The sequence below is a fragment of the Dactylosporangium sp. CA-092794 genome (genome assembly GCF_050948465.1).
Lineage (GTDB): Bacteria > Actinomycetota > Actinomycetes > Mycobacteriales > Micromonosporaceae > Dactylosporangium.
The window spans coordinates 3,013,505-3,035,209 of record NZ_CP192044.1; the positions used below are offsets into that span (position 1 = coordinate 3,013,505).

The following is a 21,705-nucleotide window of genomic DNA, read 5'->3' on the forward strand; positions in this document are numbered from 1 at the left end:
ACAGCCGGCCGGGCCGGCGACGAGCACGCCATCCCGTACTGCGGGCGCCGCAGGTGGACAGCGCCGCCGGGCCGCTACGATGAACGGCAGTGCTGGTTCGCCTGTCCCGCGAGGGCCGGGCGTCGTAAGAGGGAACCCGGTGCGAGACCGGGACTGCCCCGCAGCGGTGAGTGGGAACGACCGCCGTCAACGAAGCACTGGGTCGCAAGACCTGGGAAGCGACGGCCAGTAGGTGACCTCCGGGTCGCGCCCGCGAGTCCGAAGACCTGCCCGCACCGCGCACACCGACCGGTGTGCGCCGCCGACGACCCCTCGGGAGGGTCAGGGCGGAAGCCGGTGCTTCCTCCCTGGGTGTCGTCGGGCACTTCGAGGGAAGGACCCTTTTGGTGAGCACTGCATTCGGGCAGAGCACCGTCCTGGGCTATCCGCGCATCGGCGGGAACCGGGAGCTCAAACAGGCCGTCGAGGCGTACTGGGCCGGCAAGGTCGACGCCGGCGCGCTGGCGCGGACCACCGCCGGGTTGCGGGCCGGGGTGTGGCAGACGCTGCGCGACGCCGGGCTGGGCGCGATCCCGTCCAACACGTTCTCCTACTACGACCACGTCCTCGACACCGCCGTCGCGGTCGGCGCGATCCCGGCCCGGTTCGCCCGGCTCGGCCTGTCCGAGCTCGACACGTACTTCGCGATGGCCCGCGGCGTGGACGCCGAACCGGCCCTGGAACTGACGAAGTGGTTCGACACCAACTACCACTACCTGGTGCCGGAGATCGGCCCGGACACCGTCTTCGCCGCCAACCCGGTCAAGGCGCTGGGCGAGGTCGCCGAGGCGAGTGCCTTGGGCATCGCCACCCGGCCGGTGCTGGTCGGCCCGGCCACGTTCCTGCTGCTGGCGAAAGGGGAGGACCCGTTCGCCCGGCTCGACGACCTGGTCGAGGTGTACGCGCAGATCCTCGCCGTGCTGGCCGTCTCGGGCGTGGCCTGGGTGCAGCTGGACGAGCCGGCCTACGCCGCCGATCGCACGCCGGAGGAGATCGACGGGCTGCGCCGGGCGTACACCCGCCTCGGCGAGCTGACCGACCGGCCGAAGCTCTTCGTCGCGACCTACTTCGGCGAGCTCGGCGACGCCCTGCCCGCGCTGCTGGCCACCCCGGTCGAGGCGATCGGCCTGGACCTGGTCGCCGGGCCCGGCAACCTGGACCGGCTCGCCGCCGCCAGGTCCCTGGCCGGCAAGACGATCGTGGCCGGGCTGGTCGACGGGCACAACATCTGGCGCACCGATCTGCGCGCCGCCGCCGCGCTCGGTGGCCGGGTCGCCGAGCTCGCCGACCACGTCGCCGTGTCCACCTCCTGCTCCCTGCTGCACGTGCCGGTCGACCTGGCCGCGGAGACCGGGCTCGACCCGCGGCTGGCCGAGCGGCTCGCGTTCGCCCGGCAGAAGGTCGACGAGGTGATCCTGCTCGGCCGGGCCGTCCGCGACCGCATCGCCGACCTGCCCGCGCCGCTCCCGCCCGCCCCGGCCGCCTGGCGCAACGACCAGGTCCGGGCCCGCCTGGCCGGCCTCACCCCGCAGGACCGGCAGCGCACCGGCTACGCGGCCCGGGCCGCCGCCCAGCAGCAACGGCTCGGCCTGCCGGAGCTGCCGACCACCACGATCGGCTCGTTCCCGCAGACCGCCGAGCTGCGCCAGGCCCGCGCCGCGCTGCGCGCCGGGAGCCTCGACCAGGCCGGTTACGTCGAGCGGATGCGCGCCGAGGTGGAGCACGTCATCCGGCTGCAGGAGGAACTCGGCCTGGACGTGCTGGTGCACGGCGAGCCCGAGCGCAACGACATGGTCCAGTACTTCGGCGAGCAACTCGACGGGTTCGCCGCCACCGAGCACGGCTGGGTGCAGTCCTATGGCTCCCGCTGCGTGCGCCCGCCGATCATCCACGGCGACGTGGCCCGGCCCCGGCCGATGACGGTCGAGTGGTCCACCTACGCGCAGTCGCTGACCGCCAAACCGGTCAAGGGCATGCTCACCGGCCCGGTCACCATCCTGGCCTGGTCGTTCGTGCGCACCGACCAGCCCCTCGCCGACACCGCCGACCAGGTCGCCCTCGCCCTGCGCGACGAGTGCCGCGACCTGGAGGCGGCCGGGATCCCGGTCATCCAGGTCGACGAACCGGCCCTGCGGGAGACGCTGCCGCTGCGCACGGCAGCCCAGAAGGTGTACCTGGACTGGGCGGTCGGCGCGTTCCGGCTGGCCACCAGCGGCGTCGCCGACGACACCCAGATCCACACCCACCTGTGCTACTCCGAGTTCGGCGAGGTCATCACCGCGATCGACGCCCTCGACGCCGACGTGACCAGCATCGAGGCGTCCCGCTCGAAGATGGAGATCCTCGCCGACCTGGCCGCGATCGGTTACTCCCGCGGGGTCGGGCCGGGCGTGTGGGACATCCACTCCCCGCGGGTGCCGTCCCACGACGAGGTGGCCGAGGCGCTGCGCCGCGCGGTCGCCGCCGTCCCGGCCCGACGGCTGTGGGTCAACCCCGACTGCGGCCTCAAGACCCGCGGGTACACCGAGGTCGAGGCGTCCCTGCGGCACCTCGTCGCGGCCGCCGCCGAGGTCCGCGGCTGATCCTTGCCACGCCGGGTGGTCGCCTCCGCGCGGCCCCCGGCGCCTGACCTGGCAGTGACCACGATGTGTGTCGCCGCAACGACTGCCGCACCGGGCCGGGCGGGCCGATCCGGATGATGAATCATGGTGCTCAGACCGCCGCGGGATCGGCCGGTCGCCGGTCCGGAACAACCGCGATCTTTAGACGATGGTGACTCAGCCGGGCGGGCCACAACGGTTCGTCCGGCCACGTCGGACCCCGGAATGGACCGGCCGAAATCCTGGTTAATTTCGTCTTGCCGGCTCCTAGACTCGCAGCGTCCGCGACGGGAGGAGGAGCGATGCCGACACGCTTGCAGGACGACCGTTTCCGACGACTCCTGCGCAAGAGCGTGGTGTTGCTGCCGATCTACTTCGCAGTATTGGCGATGCTGTTGTATCTCGTGGCGCAGAACGTGCGCACGGCGATAGCCGGCGCGGCCGCCATGTCCGCCCTGGCTGTTGTCGCCGGCGCGGTTCACGCCTGGGGAATTTACTCGGCGCGGCTGGTCCGGTCGCGGCTGCTGCGGGCGCTCCTCACCCTCTGGGGCCTCATTCCCGGGCTTGCCGCCGTAATCCTTCTGCTCGTCTTCGGAATGGGCCCTGCGGTGACGATTGTCGTGGGTCTCGCGGTGGCCGTCGTCGGATCCGCCGCCTATCGCCCGATGCTCCGACGCGTCCGCCAAGACCAGTTGTTCGGTCCGGTGGTACCCGAAAGCCTCAGCGACGCGGAGCTGATCCGGCTCGCGTCTGCCCGTCCGGTGTACCGGCGCGGTATCGATCCCTACCGGTACGTGGTGGCGCGGATCAACTACGCCCGGGCCTTGATCATGCTGGCCATGCGGGAGAGCGACTACGACCGGGTCACCGAGGCGCTGCCGATCCTGCGGCAGGTGATCGAAGACGCGCGGCTGATGCCGGCGCTGGCCCTCGATGCTGCCGACGATCTGGTCAATGCCGAAAGTACGTTGGCCGAGCGGTCGCGTGACGGCCGTCGCTACGCCCAAGCGGTGGACCTGTACGCACGGCTGGTCACCGAGGTTGGCGCGAATGCGGTGCAGCGGGCTCGGCTGCACTACCACCGCGCCGGGTACGACCTCTTCGTTCTCCGTGGCGCCTCGGAGGAGTTCGAGACCGTGGGACCAGCTGACTCGGACGCTGCGCGGCGCACTACAGTCCGAGCGGCCGCGGCGTATGAGGGGTTGCTGCGGAACAGTCATGCCGCGATCGACCTCGTCCCGCATGGGACGGACGCGCACGCCGAGTACCTTATGGCCCTGGGCAATGCGCTGGTGGTGGCCTCCGCTGTGCAGGAGGACACCAGCGACGAAGGTATCGCGTTGATCCGCCAGTCGCTGGCGATGCGGACGCCGTACCGGCGCAGTCGTCGGAATTATGGTCGGCTGATGCTGGCCGGATGTCTCCTGATGCGGGTCGACCTGCGTATCGCGGATCCGGCCAGGAGGGAGGAACTCTTGGCGGCTCTCGCGGAGATCGAACAAATCGCCTGGGCGTTGGTGAAGGCGGGCGACCTGTACGAGGTGCGGGCGCGGTGGCTGCTGGCCGAGGTCGCGGTGCGCCGCGACCGCCTGCGGTGAAGCTGCCGTGGCGCCGTGGCGGCCGCGGCAGTGCGGCTGACCATTTCCGGGCGGCGTTCCGCGCGGGCATGTCGAGCTCGACGTTCAGCCTGACCCAGCTGGCGGCGGGTTATCAGGCGTGGGCCGAGCAGCACGGTTCCGCGCAGGAGCAGGCGGAAGCCGCTTGGCTGGTGGTTGTCGGCGCGGCGCGAGACTCGGCGCACCGCCGGCTGCCAGCGGATCGCGACCGTTTGCTTGCCACGGCCCAGTCCTCCGCCGCTGAGGCGGGACTCTTCTTCAGCAGCACCCGACCCGAGCGGTTCGAGGACGCGGTGGTCGCCCTGGAACACTCCCGGGCGGTCGTCCTGACCCGGCAGCTGGGGCATCTCGAACCGGCAACCAGAGATCTGCTGCTGCAGCGCGGCGACCGCCCGCTGCTCAACGCGTATCTCGCCGCCTTGCGTCGGCGCGGTGATGCGCTGCGCCGCCAGTACCGCGACCAACCCGAGGCGGAATTCGCGATCCGGCGCGGTGATGCGGCGTACGGCACGGGCACGCTGTCCCCTTTGGAGCAGGCGCAGGCCGAACTGGTGGGGCTGATTCGCCGCATCCAGGACGCGGTCGGCGACGAGCACTTTCTCGACATTCCCAAGTACGCCTCGATCCAGGCGGCCGCCCGATACGAGCCGCTGCTGTACATCGCGACGACGGCGTCCGGCGGATATGCCTTGCTGGTGCCCGCCACCGGCCGTCCAGAGTTCATTCCGTTGCCGTCGCTCACCGACGATTGGCTCCATGCGCACGCCGAAGCGCATGTCGACCCAGAGCCCTGTATCAATGACCTGGCGGAAGCGCTCGGGCCGGCGCTCCGCTCGGTTCCTGCGGCGGGCATCGCACTCATCCCGATCGGTGGCCTCGCCGCACTTCCGGTGCACGCAGCCGTGCTGCAGGCGACCGCGCAGCGACCAGCCGGGCCGCTCGCCCCCCGCTACCTGCCCAATGCCCGCTTCAGGCAGATCGCAGCGCCGAGAACGGACGGGGGCACACTCATCATCGGGGTCGGCGTGGCGCCGGGTGTACCTCCGCTGCCACGCGCCGCCGCCGAAGCGCGATACCTACAGGCCCGCTTCGGCGGCGTGGTGGTTCCCTCGCCCACGACGGCTTCGGTGCTGCAGGGACTCGGCACGGCGGACCTCGTGCACTTCATCTGCCACGGACTGAGCCGGATCGACGACCCGCTGGCCGGGGGACTGGCGCTGACGGACGGGCTGCTCAGCGTACAGATGATGATGGCCCAGCCCCCGTTGCGCAGTCAGTTGGTGCTCATCGCGGCCTGCGAGGTCGCCCAGTCCGGCCGCAGGTTGCCCGACGAGGTCGTCGGCCTGCCCTCCGCCCTGCTGCAAGCCGGCGCGTCGGCGGTGGTGTCAGCGCTGTGGCCCGTTGACGACGCCATGGCCTTCACGCTGCACCGGCGCGTGCGTGAGCTGCTTCGTGCCGGCCGGCGACCGGCCGTCGCACTGGCCCAGGCCCAGCTCTGGCTTCGCGTGGCGAGCCGCGAGGAGCTCCAAGCGTTGTACCCCGACCTGCACCGACCTCGCCGAGCCGCCGCGAACCCGCGTATCGCGGCCGGTCGGGCGGCCGACATTCCGTACCGCGCCAGCCGGCACTGGGCGGCGTTCACGTACACCGGACTGTGAGGAGAGACGCATGGACTACGTCGCGCTCCGCGTCGAGTTGGATCACCTCGGCGACCAGGAAACCGATCGACTCGCCGCCGAAGCGGCCAGGTACGACATCGATATTGACGATTTGCCGACGGAGATGGCTGTCGACCGCATCAGGATCGTGGTCTCGACGTTGCTCGCGTTGCTCATTCGTCGTCTTGGGCCGGAACCGGACCAGCCGAGCCAGCTCTGGGGGCTGCTGCGCCGGCCGATCGAGAGCCGGTCCGGGGACGTCGGGGTGCTGGACGAGGAGACGCGAGTGACATTCGTCTGGGATCAACAGGCTCGCAGAGACTCCAAGCATGCTATTGCGGCCATGGTCCAAACGGGTCAGGCGATCGCCGAGATGCGCCGTGGCGCCGTTCTGCGGTGGAGCTCGGACCGGCGCGGCTGGACCAGCTCGGACCAGCCGACCATCGTGATCCTGACTGCGCTTCCACTGGAGTACGAGGCGGTCCGTCGGTACTTGCCGGGCACCGTTATCAGGTCCGTCCATCCGGCCGGAACCGTCTTCGAGATAGCGGCGATCGCGGAACCGTGGCGGCTGGCGCTGAGCTTCGTCGGTCGCGGCGGCTACGGAACCGCCGTCTACGCGGAGCGGGCCATTGCCGCCTTCGCACCGTCGGCCGTCTTGTTCGTCGGGATCGCCGGCGCACTCCGGGAAGACCTTCGGCTGGGCGACGTCGTCATCGGCACCCACGTCCATCCATTCCAGATCGGCCGGGAGGAAGACGGCGGATTCAAGCCCCAACCGCGCACCTGGGCGGCATCGGCGGCCCTCGTCCAGCAGGCCAACCAGGTCCTGCAGGACGGTGCGTGGCGCAGCGGCCTTTCGTCCACCGGCGCGCGGGCGCCGCGCGCCGTGCTCGCGCCACTCGCGGCCGGGGAGATCGTTCTGAATGCGAAGAAGTCGCCGAGTGCCCGTGTGCTCCGCGAGCAATACTCCGACGCCGCCGCGGTCGAGATGGAGAGTGCCGGGCTCGCCGCCGCGGTCGAGCGCAACCCGCTTGTCCATGCGTTGCCGATCCGCGGGCTGAGCGACTACGCCGACGGGAACAAGGACCTCACCGACCGCGATGGCCGCAACCAACCGCGCGCCGCCGAACATGCCGCTTCCTTCGCGTACGCCCTGGTGCAGGCCATAGTCACGGCAGGGGCCAAGCTGTAGGCGAGGATCGGCGTCCAGCACGGCGTAGGCGACGGACCGCTCCTCATGCGTCAGAACGAGGGTGTAACTCGGTCAAGGAGAGGCACGTAGGCTCGCAACTATGGACCAGGTGAGACAGGTCGTCACCGAACAGCTCGTCGAGGGTCGCCGGCCGGCCGGTCAGGTCATCGCCTCTGATTGCTGGAACGCCTCGGTAGGACGGCCGATCAGTCAAGCGGGTCCCAGTGTCCGGCGTACCGCAGCAGCGAGCGCGCCAGGTCCGGATGTGCGGCCGCCCAGGCGGTGTCGAACAGGAACCATTGCTGGAAGCCGAACGGCTCGTTGCAGTGCATCGCCAGTTGGGCGAGGTGCTCGGCGACCTGGAGCAGGGACGCGTCGGGGTTTCGCGCATGGGTACACTCGCCGGCCTCGATCAGTTCGACGGCCTCACGGTGCACGGCGGCGTGCGCGTCTGGCATGCCCCGCGGCCACGGGGTGTCGTTGAGGTTGAAGCCCGGCCAGTGGTTGCACCGCCGCAGCGCCGGCTCGATGGTGGTTTCGTCCGGCGCGACGAGCGCCCGCAGCACGAGCAGTTCCTCCGGCCAGTCGTCGCCGGGGCCGGCGGTGCGCAGGTGACCGGCCACGCCCGGCAGGTCGACGCCGGGGAACGCGAGCGGCGCCAGGCGGGCCAGGGTCCTGCCGTCGTAGTGGGTGAGGAACACCGCGTACGTCGTCGCGTCGCCGCGACCGGCCGGTGTCGCGACGGTCACCGCGCAGCCCGGGTCGAACGCCGCCGGCGCGCCCGCGTCGCCGGGCAGCGGCCAGGAGTGCAGCGGGTAGGCGAGCCCTCGTAATGCGTCCGGTAGACGAAGAGCACGCCCGCGACAGTACGTCACGGCGTGGTAGAAGCGGGCGGACCCGATGGCACCGCGATGTCGATGCCCAGTTCCTCTCGAAGCTCTCGAGCAAGTGCCGCGCCACGCAGTTCCCCGGGCTCTTCGTGCCCGCCGTGTGGCACGGTACAGGGCACACTGACTGGTGTGAGGCGCATTCTGGCGTACGCCGTAGCCGCGGTCGTGCACGTGCTGTCCATCGGATGCCTGGTGTTCGGCGCATGGCTGTGCACACGAGACTTCCCTGCTGTCTGGCTGCTGCCCGGCGTCGTGGTGCTCGCGCTCGGTGGGTTGACGATCCCGCGTCCGCCGGCCATGCCGAAGCACGCTGTCCGGCTCTCCCGCGTCGAGTCGCCCGAACTGCACGCCCTCGTCGAGCGGGTCTGCGCCGCGCTCGGTGTACGCCGGCCGCGGGTCGTGGCCGCCGACGATCGCTTCGACGCCACCAGCGGCGTTGCGGGGCTGCTGCGCCGGCGGTACCTCGTCATCGGCGCACCGCTCTGGGCGTCCCTCGACGCGCGGGGGCGTGTGGCGCTGCTCGCGCTGGAGCTGGGCCGCTTCGCCCCGGGCGATCCGAGCCGCTCGCCCGTCACCGGGTGGGTGGACCACAGTCTCGCCGAGCTGGAGAGCATCCTGGAGCCGCAGCGCGACAAGTCGCTGCGCGCGCTGCAGGACCCGGCGGTCCTCACCGCGATGGCCATCCGGGGCGCCGGCCCGGCCGCTGGGGACCAGTCGCTCGTCTGGATCGTCGAGCTGCTGCTGTTTCCGGTCACGTGGGTGCTGCGTGGCGCGGTGGCGCTGCTGCGCCGCGCCTATCTCGCGCTGCTGCGCCCGGACACGATCCGGGCCGTACACGCCGCCGACGCCACCGCGGCGCGGGTCGCCGGCTCGGCCGCGGTCGCCGAGGTACTCCTCACCCGGTGGCTGACGCCGTCGATCGTCACCGTGCTGCGCCGCGACGCCAGGGCCGGCGACCACGCGGGCGCTGCCGCCTGGGCGCACCGGCGGGAGCCGGTGCTGCCGCTCGTGGCGGCCTGGCCGGCGCTCGCCGCCGAGGTCCGCGCCGCCCACCCCGTGGCGCCCGCCGGCGGCGACGGTGGCGCGGGCGAGTACCCGCCCTCGCTCGGCCAGCGGATGGCGGCGCTGACCCCGGCGGAGCCGGGCGAGCTCGACCTGGACCCGTCTGGCACCGACGCCGAGCTGGAGCCGGTCTACCGGCGCATCGTCGGCGACCTCAGGGCCGGCTGAGCGGGGCTACCACGCGCGGTGCCCGGGCTACGGTGCCGGCCATCGACGGACGCTCTGAGACGCGGACCGCCGACGAGCATCGATCAGCTGCATGGCCGTCGACGGCACGCGTCGGCGGCGGCGAAGACGTCCTTGACGTGTAGTGGGAGCTCGTCGGCCAGGAGCTTCGCGGCGCCGAGGGCCTCAGCGGCCCCGCGTCGGCAGCCGGACGCTACCGGCCGGTCGCCCACTTCCGGCACTCACGACATCGCCGTGAATTGTGCCGCGGCCCGGACGTAGCCGCATGCCGCCAAGCATGGCGCAGTGACCGGAAGTCTCCGTGATCATGCACAACCGGGCACCGGCACCAACGGTTTTTCATGATCGTGGAGTGCTGATGTACCCCCGTGTACCACAAGTCTCCGGGATCATGGCAAACCCGGTGTGCGGCCACCGCGGGCATCATGATCACGGAGACTTTCATCCGGCCAGGCCGCGCAGACCAGAGCACCTTCGCCGCCTCCGACTGCAACGGGGCCCGCCGAGCGCGAAGCGGCAGGAGTTGGCGGCCTCGGGTGGGTCGCGCCGAGCGCTCGCGTGACGTGCGATGTTGTCGACCGTAAGGAAGCCAGCGGCCCCGGCGCCGCCCGGGGCCGCTGGCATGCCGTCGGTCGAACCAGGGCTCAGCGCAGGTGCGCGGGGCCCGCCGTGGTGGCCTCGCCGACGGCGTCGGTGCGGCGGCTGGCCGCCCGCTGGTCGCCGGTGCCGGCCCGTTCGGCGGTGGTGGCGTCGCGGGCCATCGCGGCCGCCGGTGCCTGCGCGCCGGAGACGCCGCCGCGGATCCGGTTGTTCGCCGCGACCCGTGCCGCGGGGTTGTTGCTGGCGAGCTGGAGCTGGCCGTTGATGATGTTGTCGTCGAGTGAGACGCCGCCGGTGGTGTTGGTGATGCTCACGTCGCGACCCCAGTATCCGCCGGAGGCGCAGCTGTCGAGGGTCCCGTTCGGACCGAGTTGGACGCCGCCGAGGTTGCCGGCGAACGTCGCCTTGCCGCCGACCGCGCTGCCGCACACGACACTGCCGGTTGCGTTGTTGAGCACCGAGAGCGTCCCGTCGACGAACGAGTCGTGGACATCGGTGTAGTAGGCGCCGCTGCTGCTGAGGTTGCCGGTGACCTGGGTCATCTGGTCGAGCCGGACCTCGCCGACGCTGACGTTGACGTTGCCGGCCACCGTCGTGTCCTCCACGAACAGGAAGCCTTCGATCGTGGCCGAACCCTTGGGCCGCAGGATCACCGTGCCGCTGCTGGCCTGGCGCAGGTAGACGCCGAATCCGCCGGCGGCCAGGGTTACCGGACCCATGCTGGTGCTGGTGGCGTCCAGGTAGCCGTCGGCGGCGACGCGGACCTCGCCGCTGATGGTGCCGCCGTCGACGACCAGGTTGGCGCCGCTGGCCACCTGGACGTTCCCGGTGATCGTCGTGCCTTCGAGCGAGCACGACTCACCGGCGGGCACGTAGAGGTCGTTCGGCACGGTGACCGCGCCGCCGGTGCCGATGCAGTACGTCACCAGGGCGGCGTTCGCCTCGTGGGCGGCCACGCCGGCGAACACGGTGGTGGCGGCGAGGGTCAGCGCGGCGAGCGTGACGGTCGGCCGGAGAGGCGTCAGGCGTTTCGCTGGCACGGTGGCGGGCATCACAGATCTCCTCGCGGGAAGAAGGCGGTGGTTCGTGCGGTGCCGATGTCCGACCGGGCGGCGGCGCGCAGGATCGCGCCCTGGTCCCGGTGGGACAGCACGCCGTTGGTCACCAGCGGGCCGGTGACCGCGTCGACGTGCCGGACGAATGCGGAGTGGTCGGGGTAGTCCGCGTTCTCGGCGATCAGGTCGTTGATGGTGCAGCCGTTGCCGGTGTCGACGTTGGCGACGCCGGAGTCCTCGGCGCCGATGACGACCGTTGGGCGATCGTCGGAGTTGGGGCAGGCATCGGCTCCGGGCTCGACGACGGTGAACGACACGGACTGCTCGGGTGCGACGTTCTGCTCGTTGTCGGTGGCGCGGTACCGCACCGTATGCGTGCCGGTCGCACCGACCACGACCGGTGCGGTGTAGGCGGTCCAGGCGCCGCCGTCCAGCGCGTACTCGATCGAGCGCACCCCGGACTGGCTGTCCGTCGCGGTCGCCGTCACGGTGGCGGTGCCGATGTAGCCGCCGAGCTCGTCCCGGTTGCCGGTGACGGCGGCCGTGACGGAGGGCGGGGTGGTGTCCGGCGCCGGCGGTTCGGCGACGGTGAACATGGCCATACCTATGGGCGAGGTGTTGCCCGCCACGTCGGTGGCCCGGTAGTGCACCATGTGCGGGCCGGGTTGCGTCACCACGACGGGCGCGGTGTACGGCAGCCAGGCCCCGCCGTCGGTCTGGGTCTCGATGCTCGCCACGCCCGACTCGGCGTCGGCCGCGGTGACGGTGACCGTCGCGCTGCCGACGTAGTCGCCCGCACCGTCCCGCGTTCCGGAGACGGTGGCGGCGACGGCCGGCGGCGTGGTGTCCCCGGGCTCGGGCGCGACCACGCGGAACGCGACCGAGCCGACCGCGCTGACGTTGCCGGCGTTGTCGGTGGCGCGGTACTGCACCGAATGGTCGCCCGGCGCGGTCACCTGGACCGGCGCCGTGTACCGGGCGAAACTGGTGTCGTCGACCTGGTACTCGACGAGCGCCACGCCGGATCCGGTGTCCGAGGCGGTCAGCGTCACGGTTGCCGATCTCAGATAGTTGCCCTCGGCGTCGCGTTCCCCCGTCACCGCGGCCGTCACCGTCGGCGGTGTGGTGTCCTCGCCGCCCCCTCCGCCGTCGGTCACCACGAGCTCGCCGACCATCTGGTGGCCGGGGATCGCGCAGAAGTACCGGTAGCGGCCGGGCGTCAGCGTCACGGTCGTGGAGTGCCGGCCGTTGTTCGCGTCGAACGGGTTGGCCAGGATGTTGACGTTGACGTCGTGGTTGTACCCCTCCGTCGTGGTGTCGAATGTCAGCGTGTGCGGCATCCCGATGGTGTTGCCGGTCGCCGCGCTGTTTTCGAAGACGATCGTCGCCGGCCCGGCCACCGCCTGGGTCGGCGCCGTCTTGTAGCGCGTGATGTCGCCGTCGGTCGTCCAGGTGAGGGTCTGGTCGGCCGCCGGCGTCGCCGCCGCGGCCCGGGGCGCCGCCGACGCCGGAGTGACCAGCGTCGACGTCGCCACGAGCACGATACTGAGCAGGGTGGCCGTCCTGCGCCGCAGCCCGGTCACAGCGTGCGCACCCGGACGTTGCGGAAGTCGGCCAGGTCGTTGTCCGAGTGGTTCTGCAGGCCGATGAAGCCGCTGGCGAACTGCCGCAGGTCGGTCGGCGGGTCGCCGGCGCGGGAGGACACCTTGCCGGGCAGGTTGTCGAACTCGTTGATCACCACGCCGTTGCGCGTGATGGTGTAGTGCTGTCCGACGACGCGGATCTCGTAGTCGTTCCACTGGCCCTTGGGGGTGACACCGGCACCGCTCAACGGCACCGGGTCGAAGTTGTAGATCGAGCCGGTCTTCTGCGGTTCACCGGTATCGCCGTCGTAGATCTGGATCTCGTGCCCGCAGTAGATCGCCACCCACGCCTGGGAGGTCCGGGCCGAGCCGACGGTGCCGCAGCTGCCCGCCGGGCGCTGGTCCAGCGGTATGCGCGGGTCGGGGAAGCGGGTGAAGACGCCGGTGTTGGCGCGGCCGTCGCCCGGTGCCACGTCGCGGAACTGCAGTTTGAGTGAGAAGTCGCCGTACTGCTTGGCGGAGTACCAGAGCATGCCGAGGCCGCCCGAGGTCCGCAGCGTGCCGTCCGGCTGGAGCACGAACTGTCCCGACGGTGCCATCGCCCAGCCGCGCAGCGACTCGGCGGTACCGTCGAAAATGGACTCATATCCGGTGTATCCACTCCGGCCGATCGGGGACGCGGCCGCCGCCCGGGTCAGCGCGCCGCTTTCCCGGCCGTTGACCACGCCGGCGCCCTGCAGCCGGTCCGCCACCGCGCTGACGTGCCGCACGAAGCTGTCGTGGTCGGCCCAGGTGCTCTCGTCGTCGATGAGGTCGTTGATGGTGCAGTGGCCGCCGGCGTTGCGGTTGGCGACGCCGGTGCCGGCGTCCCCGACGAACACCTCGGAGCGGGTGTCCGGCACGGCGCAGTCGACGGTGACGGTGGTCTGCACCTCGGCCGTCTCGCCGTCGGCATAGGTGACGGTGAGGCGGGCGGTGAAGGTGCCGGTGCGGGGGTACGTGTGCCGCGGGTTGGCCTCGTCCGACGTGCCGCCGTCACCGAAGGCCCACCGCCACGCGACACCGCCGGCGCGGGAGCCGTTGAACGCGTAGGTGAGCGGCGTGTTCTGTACCGCCACCGACGTCGCCGCCGGCACCGGCGTCGCCGGCCCGCCCTGGTACGTCACGCGGATCAGCTTCTGGTTCGGGTCCAGGCTGAAGAAGCCGCCGCCGTAGTCGAGCATGTAGAGCGCGCCGTCCGTGCCGAACTTGGCATCCATCCAGCTCTGCACCCGGTTGTTGCCGTTGCCCGACGGAATGATCGCGCGCAGCGACTCGGCGTACACCGGCGGCGCCGCGGTGGGCACTCCGGCGGGGTCGACGGTCAGCGCGACCCGGTTGCTGCCGTTGGACTCGTCGCCGATGAACCACTTCCCGTCCCAGTAGGCCGGCCACGCGACACCGCTGTTCTGGTTCACCAGCTGCCGGTGGTAGGTCGGGCCGGACATGATGGCCTGGCTGCCGCCGCGCAGGTAGGGCTCGGTGTAGGTGGCGTCGGCCGCCACGTACGTGGGGATCCCGCTGCCGTCGGCGCGCAGCGGGAAGACCGGGCCGCCGCCGTCGGGGGAGTACCAGACCATGTTGTCCTTGACCGGCGGCAGATCGACCAGGCCGGTGTTGCGCGGCGAGGTGTTCTTCGGGTTGTCGCAGTCGTACCAGCCGGTGAGCACCGACGCGTCGGTGTTGCTGCGGTCGCGGTACGGCTGCCGGTTGCCCATGCAGTACGGCCAGCCTTGATTGCCGGGGCCGGTGATGACCGTGGCGGTCTCGTACTTCGCGGGGCCGAGCTGCGGGCTCGGCGATGCCGCGTCCGGTCCGACCCAGCCGGCGGTCAGCCAGTGGTTCACCGGGTCCCACTGCAGGCGCGCGATGTTCCGCACGCCCATCACGTAGATCTCGGGGCGGGTCTTGTCGGTGCCGGGCGGGAACAGGTTCCCGGCCGGGACGGTGTAGGTGCCGTCGGTCTCCGGGTGGATCCGGATGATCTTGCCGGCGAGGTCGTTGGTGTTGCCGGCGGTGCGGCGCGCGTCCTGGAACGAGGTGCCCGCGTACTCGGCGGTCCAGTTGTTGCCGGAGTAGCCGCTCGATCCCTCGGAGGAGTTGTTGTCGCCGGACCCGACGTACAGGTTGCCGGATTCGTCGAACGTCATGCCGCCGCCGGCGTGGCAGCAGCTGTGGATCTGCACGGGCCACTGGAGGAGATCCTTGCGGGTGCCCTGGTCGATCGTCTGCGCGGCCTTGTCGTAGGTGAACCGCGAGATGGTGCGCTGGCCGATCCGCGTCTCCCGGTTGATCGACGCGTGCGGCATCCAGTAGACGTAGATCCAGCCGTTCTGGGCGAAGTTCGGATCGGTGACGATGCCGAGCAGGCCCTCTTCGTCCTTCACCAGCTCCGAACCGCTGCCGCGGTTGCCCATCACCGGCAGGGTGGTGAGCAGCTTGGTGGTACGCGTGGCGGGGTCGTAGCGGTGGATGGTGCCGCAGCCGAGGCCGACGTTGGGGTCGGACCAGTCGACGATCGGCCCGCTCGGGCAGGCGGCCTTGCCGACGTAGAAGATGGAGCCGTCGGGTGCGACCGTCAGGCCGTGCGGCTCGCCGATCTGGTCGAGCTGGCCGGTCTGGTTCGCGGTGGTGAGCCGCTCGATGCGGTAGTTCGCGGCGATCGTCGCCTGGCAGTCACCCCGTTCGATGCCGGTGGTCCAGCGCAGTGCTCCGCCGAGATGCGCGCGGAAGGCGCTCTCGTCGTAGCTGCCCTCGGTGTGGCCCATGCCGGTGTAGAAGGAACGGCCGCCGTCGTAGTCACGGCACCATGACACCGGGTGGAACGCGCCGTTGGCGCCGGCGCCGGGGTTGTGCTTCCACTCCTCGACCTGCGCGACGGTGTGCACGGTGCCGACCGGGTTGGGGTCCCAGTTGTACCAGCGGTCGGAACGGGTCAGCTTGAGCGGCAGGGACGCGGTCGACGGATGCTGGCGGTCGAGGATGTCCACGACGCTCTGCTGCACGGCGGGCGGCTGGGGCGGCGCCGCGTCGCCGGCGAAGAGTCGCAGGTCGGCGAGCTGGATGGCGGGCTCGCCGGAGTTCGCCGTGATGTTCAGCCGATAGTACGGGTACGCCTGGGTGTTGGCGAAGTCGAACTTGCGGGTCTGGAACCGTTCCGCGAACGTCTGGCCGGCGCGCTGGTCGAGGTCGGTCCAGGACTGCCCGTCCGCGGAGCCCTGCAGGGTCCAGTCGCGCGGGTCGCGGCCGGGGAAGTCGTTGGCGGAGGTCAGTGCGTAGCTGTTCACAGCCGCCGGCGTGGTGAGCCGGAACGTCACCCAGCCGGTACGGGCGAAGGTGAGCCACTTCGTGCCCGAGTTGTTGTCGGTGAGCTTGTCCTTGGTCTCATTCGGCGGGTTCTCCCCGTTGACCGTCACGGCGGCGACGGGCAGGGCATTGGGGATCGCACCGACCGGGCGGGTGCCGATGAGACCCGTGAACCACGTCGAGTCCGGTTGGGCCTTCGCGGCGTCGGCGATGCCGAGGAAGCCGCCGCCGGCCTTCACGTAGTTCTGCAGCGCGGTCTCCTGCTCGCCGCTCAGCGCGGCGCCGGCGGCCGAGAGGAACACGACGCCGCGGTACTTGGCGAGGTTGTCGGCGGTGAACACCGCCGGGTCGGACGACGCGGTGACGCCGACGCCGTTGTCGCGGCCCACCTCGGTGATCTCGGCGACGGCGCGCTCCACCGGGTCCTGCTGCTCGGCGGCCGGCCCGTGGAAGACGAGAACGGACACGCCCTGCGCCGCTGCGGCGGGAGCCTGACGCGTGACACGCGAAGCGGCGGCGACGGGTGCCGGCGTCGTGCTGAGCACCAGCGCCAGCACGGCCACGCCAACCGTCGCGGGCCGCCATCGTGCGAACCGATACGAGCTCATGGAAGCTCCTTTATCGTCGTGTGCGGTTCAGCCGCCGTGCGTGTGGCTCAGCGACTGGTTCGATGCCCCCGCGGCCGTCTGGGCCGCGCTGTGGGCGTGTCCGTGGAAACGGTCGATCGCCTCCTGGGCGCCGGCCGGCATGCTGCCGTCGGCGTTGCGCACCAGGAACAGTCCGACCATCCCCCCGTCGGAGTGGGACTGCACGTGGCAGTGGTACATCCACACGCCCGGTCCCACGCCGTCGCCGGCAAGCACCTGAAACCCGAATGAGCTGCCCGGGTTGAGGTCCTTGTTGTCGATGGCCCGGCTGGGATCGCCGGGACCTTCCAGCATGCCGGTGCGGTTGTCCGCCCAGCGGTGGGCGTGCAGGTGGAAGGTGTGGAACAGGCTGCCGTGGCCGATGACGTGCCACTCCACCCGCTGCCCGAGATTCGCCTCGAACATCGGCGTGTCCGGAGCGGCCTTGTTGTTGATCGTCATGTCGTTGAAGACGACGGTGAACTGCTTCTCGGGCAGGATGTCACCGCGGCGGCGGACGACCAGTGCACCGTAGAGCCCACGGATCAGGCCGGCGGTGCCGTGGTCGGTGCCCATCGCGTGGTCGTGGTAGTGCCAGTAGCCGGCGCTGCCGGGCATGAACCGGCGCCCCTCCGCCGCGGACATCTCGTGCGACCGCCAGACGTACGTCTTGGTTTCGCCGGGGTTGTTGAACGAGTTGTTCAGCGGGGTGCCGTCGGAGTCGGTGCTGTAGTCCACGCCGTGCGGGTGGATCGACAGGCGCTGGTTCGTGGTGTTGACGAGGGTGATCTCAAGCGTGTCGCCCTCGTAGATCTCCAGGACCGGTCCCGGGATCGTCGCCTGGCCCGGGGCAAGGCCGTAGCCGTAGAGATTGCCGGGCAACGCCTCGGCGTAGATGGTCACCTGGCGGGTGACCCCGGAAGCCAGAACCGGGGCGCGGCCCGGCTGTCCCGGTGACCGTACAAGGCCCGGGGCGAACGTGGTGCCGAACCCGGCCGCCGAGGCCGCCAGCGCGCCACCGACGAGCATCGATCTGCGCGTGGTGAGCCGGCGTAACAGTCCGGATGCGACGTTGTGTCCCATCCCTCCCCCTTCGATCATCGAGAAGCTCGCTCGGGGAGGCCGCCGTGCACCAGGCAGCGCCGGGCAGCGATGCATGACCAGGGTTGCCCGTGCTGTGGCGGCAGCAGCTTCCCCCATTGGGATAAGTCGATATAGACAAATGTCGACCAAAGGCCAACTTATGCAACGGGCAAACGAAAGTAAAGCCTCGGGTCACAAAAGTTCGGCTCCGCCCGAACGAAGTCCGGCCCTGCCAAGCCCCGGTGGACCGCCCGCTGACGGGCCGCGGCCAGATCCGCAGCCGCCCCGCGTGGGCGCGTCCGGGGATCAGCCGCCGTCGGCACCGGCACGGCGTCGCGGATGTCCGCGGCGCGGCCCGGCCGGGTATCGCCTACACTCGATGACGGTGGACGCGCTGCTGCTCGAACGCGATGCGGAGCTCGACGCCATCGCCGCCGTGATCGCCGCCGCGCAGAGCGGCTCCGGCGGTTTCGTCCTCGTCGAGGCGCCGGCCGGGATGGGCAAGACGAGCCTGCTCGCCGAGGCCAGGTCGCGGGCCGCCCACGAGGGTCTGCAGGTGTTCCACGCCCGGGGCACGGAGCTGGAGCGGGACTTCGGATTCGGCCTGGTCCGGCAGCTGTTCGAGCGCAGGTACGTCACCGCCGACGAGCCGGCCGATGAGCCGGCCGCCGAGGCGGTGCAGCTGCTGCGGTCGCCGGTTGCCGCCTCGACGGCCGGCGACTTCGGCCTGCTCCATGCCCTGTACTGGCTGACCGTGAACCTCTGCCAGCGCGGGCCGGTGGTACTGGTCGCCGACGACCTGCATTGGGCCGATCCGGCCTCGCTGCGGTTCCTGGCCTTCCTGCTGCCGAGACTCGACGGCCTTGCGCTCGCGGTGATCGCGGGCACCCGCCCGCGCGAGGCCGGCGACCGGCAGCATCTCATCGACCTGCTGGTCACCGACGCGGCGACCAGGGTGCTGCGGCCGGCGCCGCTGACCGAGCGTGCCTCGGCCCGGCTGGTCCGCTCCCGGCTCGGACCGCAGGCCGGCATCGCGTTCTGCCGGGCCGGGCACCGGCTGGCCAGCGGCAATCCGTTGCTGCTCAACGAGTTGCTGACGGCCGCGCAGGCCGAAGGCGTCCCCGCTACGACCGGTGGCATGGCGGCGCTGGAGGCGCTCGCCGGCGACGCGATCGCCCGCCGGGTCGCGGTGCAGCTCTCGTCGTTCCCCGCACAGGCCACCGCCGTCGTACGCGCGGCCGCGGTCCTCGACGATCAGGCCCGCGTCCGCGACGTCGTGGCCTTGGCCGGGGTGGAGGCGGCGCTGGCCGCGCAGACGATCGACCGGCTCGCGGCCGCGGGCATCCTGGCGACCGGCGACCGGCTCGGGTTCGTCCACCCGCTGATCCGGCTGGCGGTGTACCGGGGCCTGGACGCGGCCGAGCGCACGAGGCTGCACGCCGCGGCCGCCGACGTGCTGGCCCGCGCCGGCGCCCGCCCGCAGCAGATCGCCGAGCACCTCATGCGGGTGCCGTCGCCGGATCAGGGGACCGCGCGGGTGCTGCGGCGGGCCGCCGCCGACGCCGCCGGGAGCGGAGCGCCCGAGGCGGCCCTGGCGTACCTGCGCCGATGCCTGTCCGACGTGGTCGACGGCGACGAGCGTCGCACCCTCCTGACGGAACTGGGCAACATCGCGATCCGGGTGGACCTGCCGGCGGCCGTCGGCTACCTCACCGAGGCCCACGAACTGGAGCGGCGCCCGCCCGACCGGGCGAAGCTGGCGTACCTGATCGGGACCGTGCTGTACCACCTCGGCCGCTTCGGCGAGGCGACGGCCGTCCTGCGGCAGGCGAAGGCGGCCCTGCCGGGCGGCGACACCGACCTGCGGTGCCGCATGGACGCGTACATCCTGAACATGCACGCCTACGGGCGCCGGGACGTCGAGCTGACCGAGGACGAGCGGGAGCCGTGGCCGGCGCCGAGCGGCACCGGCCCGGGCGCGGGCCTGCTCGACTGCGCGATCGCCACCATCGACATGATGCGGTGCGATCCGCGGGCCGTCGCCCGGGCCCGCCGCGGGCTGGCCGGTGGCGCCCTGTCCGAGCGGGCGCAGGGCGAGGCGCCGCTGCACAGCGGCTGGCTGGTCCTGCTGGCGGCCGACCGGGACGAGGTGATGCCCATGCTCGACGCCGCGATCGGCCTGGGACTGCGGCGGGGCGCGACGCGGGACGTCGCGCAGGCCTACCAGCTTCGATCGCTGGGCTGGCTGAACCGCGGCCACCTCGCCGAGGCGGAGGCCGACGCGCGTGAGGCCTGCCGGGCGATCGACACGGCCGGTGTGGACCTCGGGCGGCAGTGGACCGCGCCCATGCTGGCGTTCGCCCACCTCGAGGCCGGACGGCCCGAGCCGGCCCGGGCCGCGCTCGACTGGGCCCGCGCGCCGGGCGGCCGGGCGCGGGCGGACGCGAACTACCGGATGCTCGAAGCTCTGGCGCACGTGCTCGGGCTGGAGAACCGCCACGAGGAGGCGCTGCGCACGGCGGTCGCGTGCGGCGAGCGGGCCGGCGAGGTGAACGTCGTCAATCCGGCGCTGGTGGCCTGGCGCTCGCAGGCCGCGTTGTCGCTGCATGCACTCGGCCGTGTCGAGGAGGCCCGGGAGACCGCCGCGGAGCAGCTCGAGCTGGCCCGGCGGTGGGGGGCGCCGCGGGCGTACGGGCACGCGCTGCGCGTCAGCGGGCTGGTCGGCGACGGCGGGGACGGCCTGGCCGCGCTGGAGGCGGCGGTCGACGTGCTGGCGGGCTCCTCGGCGCAGCTCGAGCAGGCCAAGGCGAGGCTGGGCCTGGGCGCCGCACTGCGACGGGCCGGCCGGCGCACCCAGGCCCGGCACCACCTGGCGCTGGGCATCGACCTGGCCGAGCGGTGCGGCGCGCCCACGCTGGTCGCGGCGATCCGCGCGGAACTGCTGGCCAGCGGCGGCCGGGCCCGACCGGCCGGGCCCGGCGGCGTCGAGGCGCTCACCCCCAGCGAGCGACGGGTGGCCGAACTCGCCTCGTCCGGCCAGACCAACCGGGAGATCGCGCAGGCGCTGTTCGTGACGCCGAAGACGGTCGAGGTCCACCTGAGTAGCGCGTACCGCAAGCTCAACGTCAAGAACCGGACCGAGATGGCGGCGCAACTGCGCCCGCCGCCCGGGTAGCGGCTCAGCCCCACTCCAGCAAGGTGGCGGCGAGGGCGGTGCGGTTCGCGCTGCCGGTCCGGTGGAACAGCCGCTCGACGTGCTTCTCCACCGTCCTGGCGGAGATCCGCAACCGCTCGGCGATCTGCTTGTTCGCCGCGCCCGTCGCGACGAGCAGCGCGACCTGCCATTCCCGGTCGGTGATGCCCAGTGACCGTCGCTTGTGCGCCCCGCCGGCGGGGGGCGCGGCCGCCGGGGCGGCATCGGGCGCGGGCGCGGCGAGGAGCCGGGCCGCGCCGAGCGGATCGAGCGCGCTGAGTTCGTCCAGTGCCTTCGCGGTCAGTACCGCAAGGCCGCGCGCCTCGGCGAACGCCACGACGCCGCGGAAGGTCGACCGGGCAGTGGCGCCGCCCGCCGCCCGCTGGCACCGGCCGATCAGCAACGTCAGCTCCCCGCGGGTCTCATCGGACTCGGTGGCCTCCGCCGCGGACCGGGCGATCTCGGCCGCGTCGGTGAACCGGCCCTCGCCGTAGGCGATCTCCGCCGTGACGCGCGCGAGCTCGGGGCCGAGCGGCGGCCCGGCGACGCCGAGGCGCCCCACCGCGGCCAGGGCCAGCCGGACCATCGCGCCGTCCGGGCGGCCGGCGGGCGCCGGTGGCGACGCCTGATTCAGCAGGTGCTCCAGATCGAGCAGGCCGGCGAGCGCCGGGTCCGCGGTGAGGGCGCGGGCCCGCTCGGCGGCCGCCTCGGCGACGTCGAACGCGCCGCCGGAGCGGGCCTGCTGGGCCAGCGCGAGCAGCAGGCGTGCGCCGCGCTCGGGCGAGGCGGCGAGCGCGGTGAGTTTCGCGATCCGCGCCACCAGGTCCATGGACGGCACCCCGGACAGCGACATGACGTGGTACAGCGCGCGCCCGGCCAGCACGCGGAGCTCGTGGTCGCGGCCGGTCGGCCGGACGGGTTGCGGCTTCACCCGGTCAGCATCGGGCCGCCGGCGGCGCCCGCGCCTCAGGGCA

Annotated in this window: 12 protein-coding genes and 1 riboswitch; of the genes, 6 read left to right on the forward strand and 6 right to left on the reverse strand. The window is 72.0% G+C overall.

The window, feature by feature from the left end; all coding sequences use genetic code 11:
* Positions 1–76 precede the first annotated feature (76 nt).
* Positions 77–288: riboswitch (cobalamin riboswitch) on the forward strand.
* A 98-nt stretch (positions 289–386) separates the two neighbouring features.
* The 4 genes from metE to ACQPXD_RS13075 all read left to right on the forward strand — a co-directional run bounded on the left by metE (position 387) and on the right by ACQPXD_RS13075 (position 7,108).
* Positions 387–2,621 carry a 5-methyltetrahydropteroyltriglutamate--homocysteine S-methyltransferase gene (gene metE / locus ACQPXD_RS13060; RefSeq protein ID WP_432838087.1) on the forward strand — a complete coding sequence of 745 codons (2,235 nt, stop codon included), beginning with the start codon at positions 387–389 and terminating at the stop codon, positions 2,619–2,621.
* Between the two features lie 320 nt (positions 2,622–2,941).
* On the forward strand, positions 2,942–4,237 hold the full coding sequence (locus tag ACQPXD_RS13065) for a hypothetical protein (RefSeq protein ID WP_432838088.1): 1,296 nt from the start codon (positions 2,942–2,944) through the stop codon (positions 4,235–4,237).
* The gene (locus tag ACQPXD_RS13070; protein ID WP_432838090.1) at positions 4,234–5,913 is read left to right on the forward strand and encodes a CHAT domain-containing protein; all 1,680 of its coding nucleotides are present in this window, start codon (positions 4,234–4,236) and stop codon (positions 5,911–5,913) included. Before ACQPXD_RS13065 ends, ACQPXD_RS13070 begins: the two co-directional genes overlap by 4 nt.
* 10 nt (positions 5,914–5,923) lie before the next feature.
* On the forward strand, positions 5,924–7,108 hold the full coding sequence (locus ACQPXD_RS13075; RefSeq protein ID WP_432838092.1) for a hypothetical protein: 1,185 nt from the start codon (positions 5,924–5,926) through the stop codon (positions 7,106–7,108).
* A gap of 206 nt (positions 7,109–7,314) precedes the next feature.
* Here the strand turns inward: ACQPXD_RS13075 and ACQPXD_RS13080 are convergent, their stop codons facing one another.
* Entirely contained in the window at positions 7,315–7,983 is a 669-nt protein-coding gene (locus ACQPXD_RS13080; protein ID WP_432838094.1) for a hypothetical protein, read from the reverse strand.
* Between the two features lie 144 nt (positions 7,984–8,127).
* On the opposite strand from ACQPXD_RS13080, the gene ACQPXD_RS13085 reads away from it, so the two are divergent.
* Positions 8,128–9,228: a M48 family metallopeptidase gene (locus ACQPXD_RS13085; protein ID WP_432838096.1), complete on the forward strand. Its 1,101-nt coding sequence runs from the start codon at positions 8,128–8,130 to the stop codon at positions 9,226–9,228.
* A 662-nt stretch (positions 9,229–9,890) separates the two neighbouring features.
* Here ACQPXD_RS13085 and ACQPXD_RS13090 read toward each other — a convergent pair.
* From ACQPXD_RS13090 to ACQPXD_RS13105, 4 genes are read right to left on the reverse strand one after another with little or no spacing between them, the layout of a single operon-like run.
* Entirely contained in the window at positions 9,891–10,898 is a 1,008-nt protein-coding gene (locus tag ACQPXD_RS13090; RefSeq protein WP_432838098.1) for a hypothetical protein, read from the reverse strand.
* The gene (locus ACQPXD_RS13095; RefSeq protein ID WP_432843824.1) at positions 10,898–12,421 is read right to left on the reverse strand and encodes an OmpL47-type beta-barrel domain-containing protein; all 1,524 of its coding nucleotides are present in this window, start codon (positions 12,419–12,421) and stop codon (positions 10,898–10,900) included. Before ACQPXD_RS13095 ends, ACQPXD_RS13090 begins: the two co-directional genes overlap by 1 nt.
* Before the next feature lie 59 nt (positions 12,422–12,480).
* Positions 12,481–16,437 carry a ThuA domain-containing protein gene (locus ACQPXD_RS13100; RefSeq protein ID WP_432838100.1) on the reverse strand — a complete coding sequence of 1,319 codons (3,957 nt, stop codon included), beginning with the start codon at positions 16,435–16,437 and terminating at the stop codon, positions 12,481–12,483.
* Between the two features lie 27 nt (positions 16,438–16,464).
* A complete protein-coding gene (locus tag ACQPXD_RS13105; RefSeq protein ID WP_432838102.1) occupies positions 16,465–17,538 on the reverse strand; it encodes a multicopper oxidase domain-containing protein in 1,074 nt (357 codons plus the stop codon).
* 385 nt (positions 17,539–17,923) lie between these two features.
* On the opposite strand from ACQPXD_RS13105, the gene ACQPXD_RS13110 reads away from it, so the two are divergent.
* Positions 17,924–20,713: a helix-turn-helix transcriptional regulator gene (locus ACQPXD_RS13110; RefSeq protein WP_432838104.1), complete on the forward strand. Its 2,790-nt coding sequence runs from the start codon at positions 17,924–17,926 to the stop codon at positions 20,711–20,713.
* A 4-nt stretch (positions 20,714–20,717) separates the two neighbouring features.
* On the opposite strand, the gene ACQPXD_RS13115 is transcribed toward ACQPXD_RS13110, so the two are convergent.
* Positions 20,718–21,662 carry a response regulator transcription factor gene (locus ACQPXD_RS13115; protein WP_432838106.1) on the reverse strand — a complete coding sequence of 315 codons (945 nt, stop codon included), beginning with the start codon at positions 21,660–21,662 and terminating at the stop codon, positions 20,718–20,720.
* Between the last annotated feature and the right edge of the window lie 43 nt (positions 21,663–21,705).

Coding starts and splice junctions, on each gene's coding strand:
- ACQPXD_RS13105 (WP_432838102.1), bottom strand. CDS start 17,538: ATGGGACACAACGTCGCATCCGGACTGTTACGCCGGCTCACCACGCGC.
- ACQPXD_RS13100 (WP_432838100.1), bottom strand. CDS start 16,437: ATGAGCTCGTATCGGTTCGCACGATGGCGGCCCGCGACGGTTGGCGTG.
- ACQPXD_RS13075 (WP_432838092.1), top strand. CDS start 5,924: ATGGACTACGTCGCGCTCCGCGTCGAGTTGGATCACCTCGGCGACCAG.
- ACQPXD_RS13090 (WP_432838098.1), bottom strand. CDS start 10,898: ATGCCCGCCACCGTGCCAGCGAAACGCCTGACGCCTCTCCGGCCGACC.
- ACQPXD_RS13065 (WP_432838088.1), top strand. CDS start 2,942: ATGCCGACACGCTTGCAGGACGACCGTTTCCGACGACTCCTGCGCAAG.